Here is a 4,335-nt window from a genome sequence, read left to right as displayed (position 1 = left end):
TATCTAAAATTGGCGTTGAGCGCCGGTCTCAACACCAAAACGGCTCTCCAAATATTTAAAATTGGCGTTGAGCGCCGGTCTCAACACCAAAACGGCTGTCCAAATATTTAAATTTGGCGTTGAGCGCCGGTCTCAACACCAAAACTGAGCACCAAATATCTAAATTTGGCGTTGAGCGCCAATCTCAACACCAAAACGGCTCTTCAAATGCCTATATATGGCGTTGATCAGTAATCACAGCGCTAAAGTGGCTGGATAGTTACTTGAATTGATTTAGATAATGGTTAAAACACAAAACTGATTTTTTCAGTGGCTCCGGACGGTTCTAATGTTTCACCGAATTTATCTGGTCTCGCACTATTTGTGCGTTTTTCGCACCTCTTTTTTGGAAGAACGCGAGAACCGTCACCATGTTTCTCTTCATTGATCGCTTGCCCAATCCCCATCTTTTAGTATGTTCAGCTTCCAAGTAATGATGGTTGTACTATCTCTAACATGATTGTTCTTTATCACTTCCAACATGGAGTTGACACTATCGTGATCATTAGACCCCAGGAAGGAATGATAAATGGCTTTCGGGTTTACAAAAGGTTCATTGGGGCATTCAATTAGGCCGTCCGTTGTGAGGAAGATTTGATTTTCCCCTTTTCTTAATTCCTTGACCCCAACACTATAACAAGGAACTGATCGTTCGAAAGTATTAACTTGCCCAATCCATTCATAAAAATGTCTTTGATTAACCTGATACTGACCCATGGAAGTCAGTTCTTCATGAAATAAATAAAGCACACAGTCGCCAACGGAGAACCACCACAGATATTGATCCTTTCTTACCGCAATTAAGCAAGCTGTTTCTCCTGTTACATTCCGGCAAACCGATAAAAATTCCTCAGATTGAAACATACGTAAAACTTTTTCCTCAAGTCTTTTAAAAAAAATTTTATCAAACTGAAGGGAAAGGAGGTCAGCGATAGCAGTTTTCTCGTCATTGAATAGCTTAAGAATGGCTTCGGCGCTTTCAGCCGTTTTATGGGCATCTAGAATGATCGCAAACTCCCAGTCTTCATCAGGATTAAGCCAGACGAGACACCCATCTTCGTTCTTATATTGTCCGGCATTGGAATTGCCGCCAAAACGCCCAACCACTATATGATGGATGGGAAAAACATCCGGCCGATCCACAAAGTCGTCCTGGCTGCCTATCCAACTAAAATCTGCAAGATTACTCATATCTATTATTCTCTAAGTATGTTTTGATACGGGAGCAAAGCTCAATAACGGCATCATTATCACCCATCGGAGCCCCTTCCCAATCATATACCTCACTTGCCCCCCAATATTCCTTTGGCGTGCCTGGATAACGTGCGACAAGATGCATATGCAAATGCGGAACAGCATTACCAGAAACAAAGGAATAAATATGTTCGGCATTCTCCGTTTCCATAAGTGCTTTACTGACTCTAGCCATCATCACCCCAAATGCCTTCGCTTCATCCATACTCATATCTCCAAGAGTGGGAGCATGTCTCTTCAAATCAATCATAATATGACCTAAGTAATTCGGTTTTCCTTCACGATCAATATGGCCAACATAAACATACTCATCCTCGTAAATCGCTACCCCTGAAGTGACAATATGGCCAGCATGCTTATTGCAAATGAAACAATTGTTCAAATGAGTCAACCCCTTTTCCGAATATTCCTACAAGTATAGTACAAATATCATGGAGAAGGAATATAATCCTATATTTTGTTGATTATCCTCACAAAAGATGTTGTGAGAGTTCATTGAATGGGATTTTCTTAAAGGGAAAAAGCTAACATAATAGTTAGACGGCATCGATGGTGAAACGCGAGAACCGTCCCCATGTTTCCCCATCTGGAAAAATTATGATATGTTTATTCTGAGTAGGTAATTAGTTTAATCTGAGGAAAGGGAAGTTACGGTGAAAATCTATATCATTTTAATTGAAATTCTATTAATCTGTTTTTTAGTTTTTCGTTTGTATAAACTGTATAAGTGCTATATAGAGCTTGGTGAAGTAGGGGGATTTATTGAAAAGATTGAAATTGTTTTGAAAAAAACCTTCCCGACTCCGGTTGCGTTAATGATAACAAGAGAAATGACGATGCTATATTACTTGTTTGCGAGAAAATCAAATGGTGGGGCTGATGGTCAAGCCTATACTTATCATAAAAGTGTTGGTTATAAAGGTGTCCTTATTGCCTTACTAAGCGTGATTCTATTGGAAAGTGTCGGGCTGTTTTTCTTGCTACATAAATGGAGTCTGATTCTATCATGGATTCATATTGCCTTAAATATCTACGGGGTCCTCTATTTAATCAGTGATTACCGGGCTATTGTTCAACGACCAATTTTCATCAAGCAGGAAATCCTTCATATTAAAATTGGTACAAGAAGAGAAATTTCGATTCCATACGACCAAATTGCCTCCATTACAAGCGGCAGTAATTATGAAAAGCACAAACGGGATAAAAATGTCTTTAAAGGCTTATTAATTGAATTCGATACCCCACAGTTTGAATTGAACCTTAAGGAACCAATCAACATCATCAATTTTCTCGGAAAAAATCAAGCCATTCAAAAGGTTTACCTAACAGTAGATGAAAAGGGGCAATTCTATCAAACTTTACTTCGGAAAATGGAAAGGTGAAACACGGGGACGGTTCCCGCGTTTCACCCTATGTTCCCCTATGTTTCACATTTTCTTCTTTTGACCGACATAGATACTGAATTTTCGACGAAAATTTTAGTATAGGATATAGGGAGGAAGAATAGTTTGAAATTTATGCCAGTAATACAAATAGACAATAGTCACCTTGTATTACTGGCGTATTTTTTTTGAATGGAAGGTTACAAAAGACTTACTAGCCCAAGTATTCAAAAATTGGGGCTAACTAATTTGGTTTAAGTAGGAGGAGAGTTTGATGTTCGAGATGGACATGAACATAGATCAAGTAGCAAGAATAAAAGTAATCGGTGTCGGCGGTGGGGGAAATAATGCCGTAAATCGCATGATAGAGGATGGGGTTCAAGGAGTAGAATTTATTGCGGTTAACACAGATGCACAAGCTCTTAATCTATCAAAAGCGGAGATCAAGGTACAAATAGGAACAACATTGACTAGAGGTTTAGGAGCTGGTGCAAATCCTGAAATCGGTAGAAAAGCGGTGGAAGAAAGCCACAAGCAGCTAGAAGAAATCCTAACAGGAGCGGACATGGTCTTTGTAACGGCAGGAATGGGCGGAGGTACCGGAACGGGTGCCGCTCCTGCCATTGCTCAAATTGCCAAGAAACTCGGTTCACTTACGATTGGGGTGGTGACTCGTCCGTTCAGCTTTGAAGGTAGAAAGAGAGCATTAAATGCAGAAAAGGGAATCGAATTAATGAAGGAAGCAGTGGACACCTTAATTATTGTTCCCAATGATCGTTTGTTACAGATTGTCGATAAAAAAACACCAATGGTAGAAGCTTTTCGTGAAGCCGATAATGTCGTGCGCCAGGGTGTTCAAGGTATTTCTGATTTAATTGCCGTACCGGGATTAATCAATCTTGATTTTGCTGACGTGAAAACCATAATGAGTAACCAAGGTACAGCCTTAATGGGGATAGGGATTGCAAAAGGGGAAGACCGTGCGGTAGAAGCAGCAAAAAAGGCGATTTCCAGTCCGTTGCTTGAAACCTCCATTGATGGAGCAAAAGGTGTCCTAATGAACATAACAGGTAGCAGTAATTTGAGTCTATTTGAAGTACAAGAGGCCGCGGATATCGTTGCATCTACTACAGACCAAGAATTAAACATGATTTTCGGTTCCATCATTAACGAATCCCTAACAGATGAAATCATGATCACGGTCATTGCTACAGGTTTTGATGATAAAGAGAGCACCTCCACAAGCAAGAGTGAAAAAACTCGAGAAACACAGTCAAATGCACGACCTAATGAGGATAGGTCCATTCGTCAAGAGCCCGTGAATGATCTCTCATGGGACTGGCAACAACAAGAAGGAAGCGTGCAAGATAGACACCAACAATCACATCCTTCAGAGGAATCTCTTGATACCCCAACGTTCTTGCGTAATCGAAACAGACGGTAAAAATAACAAGTGTTGAGTTGGGACAGGTCCGTGGTACCAATCCAATGATCATTAGACGAAGCTCGGACAAGGGACCTGTCCAAGACCACTAAGAGTAAGTATTAAATTAAAAAGAAATCTTCTCTATACCATTTCCCGGATATTTTTCGTGTCTTTTGGTTTAGAGACGGCTTCTCTACGACAATTCAAGCTTGCTTTTCGGTCATTTTGTCGTAG

The 4,335-nt window shown here is 40.3% G+C and carries 4 protein-coding genes; 2 read left to right on the top strand and 2 right to left on the bottom strand.

Going from position 1 to position 4,335, the window contains the following annotated elements; all coding sequences use genetic code 11:
- Positions 1-420 precede the first annotated feature (420 nt).
- Entirely contained in the window at positions 421-1,230 is an 810-nt protein-coding gene (locus ACX9YW_RS22745) for a PP2C family serine/threonine-protein phosphatase (RefSeq protein ID WP_460350968.1), read from the bottom strand.
- Entirely contained in the window at positions 1,223-1,675 is a 453-nt protein-coding gene (locus ACX9YW_RS22740) for an HIT family protein (protein ID WP_460350966.1), read from the bottom strand. Before ACX9YW_RS22740 ends, ACX9YW_RS22745 begins: the two co-directional genes overlap by 8 nt.
- Positions 1,676-1,946: 271 nt before the next feature.
- On the opposite strand from ACX9YW_RS22740, the gene ACX9YW_RS22735 reads away from it, so the two are divergent.
- Both ACX9YW_RS22735 and ftsZ read left to right on the top strand, forming a co-directional pair.
- On the top strand, positions 1,947-2,675 hold the full coding sequence (locus ACX9YW_RS22735; RefSeq protein ID WP_460350964.1) for a hypothetical protein: 729 nt from the start codon (positions 1,947-1,949) through the stop codon (positions 2,673-2,675).
- Between the two features lie 274 nt (positions 2,676-2,949).
- Positions 2,950-4,119: a cell division protein FtsZ gene (gene ftsZ / locus ACX9YW_RS22730; protein WP_460350962.1), complete on the top strand. Its 1,170-nt coding sequence runs from the start codon at positions 2,950-2,952 to the stop codon at positions 4,117-4,119.
- Positions 4,120-4,335 lie beyond the last annotated feature (216 nt).

Source organism: Pseudoneobacillus rhizolycopersici, from assembly GCF_054786815.1.
Note: the sequence above shows the minus strand (reverse complement) of the source record. Positions and strands in the feature narration are given on the sequence as shown.

Bases quoted from the DNA above. Each gene is read 5' to 3' on its own strand.
- ACX9YW_RS22745 (WP_460350968.1), bottom strand. From the start codon at position 1,230: ATGAGTAATCTTGCAGATTTTAGTTGGATAGGCAGCCAGGACGACTTT.
- ftsZ (WP_460350962.1), top strand. From the start codon at position 2,950: ATGTTCGAGATGGACATGAACATAGATCAAGTAGCAAGAATAAAAGTA.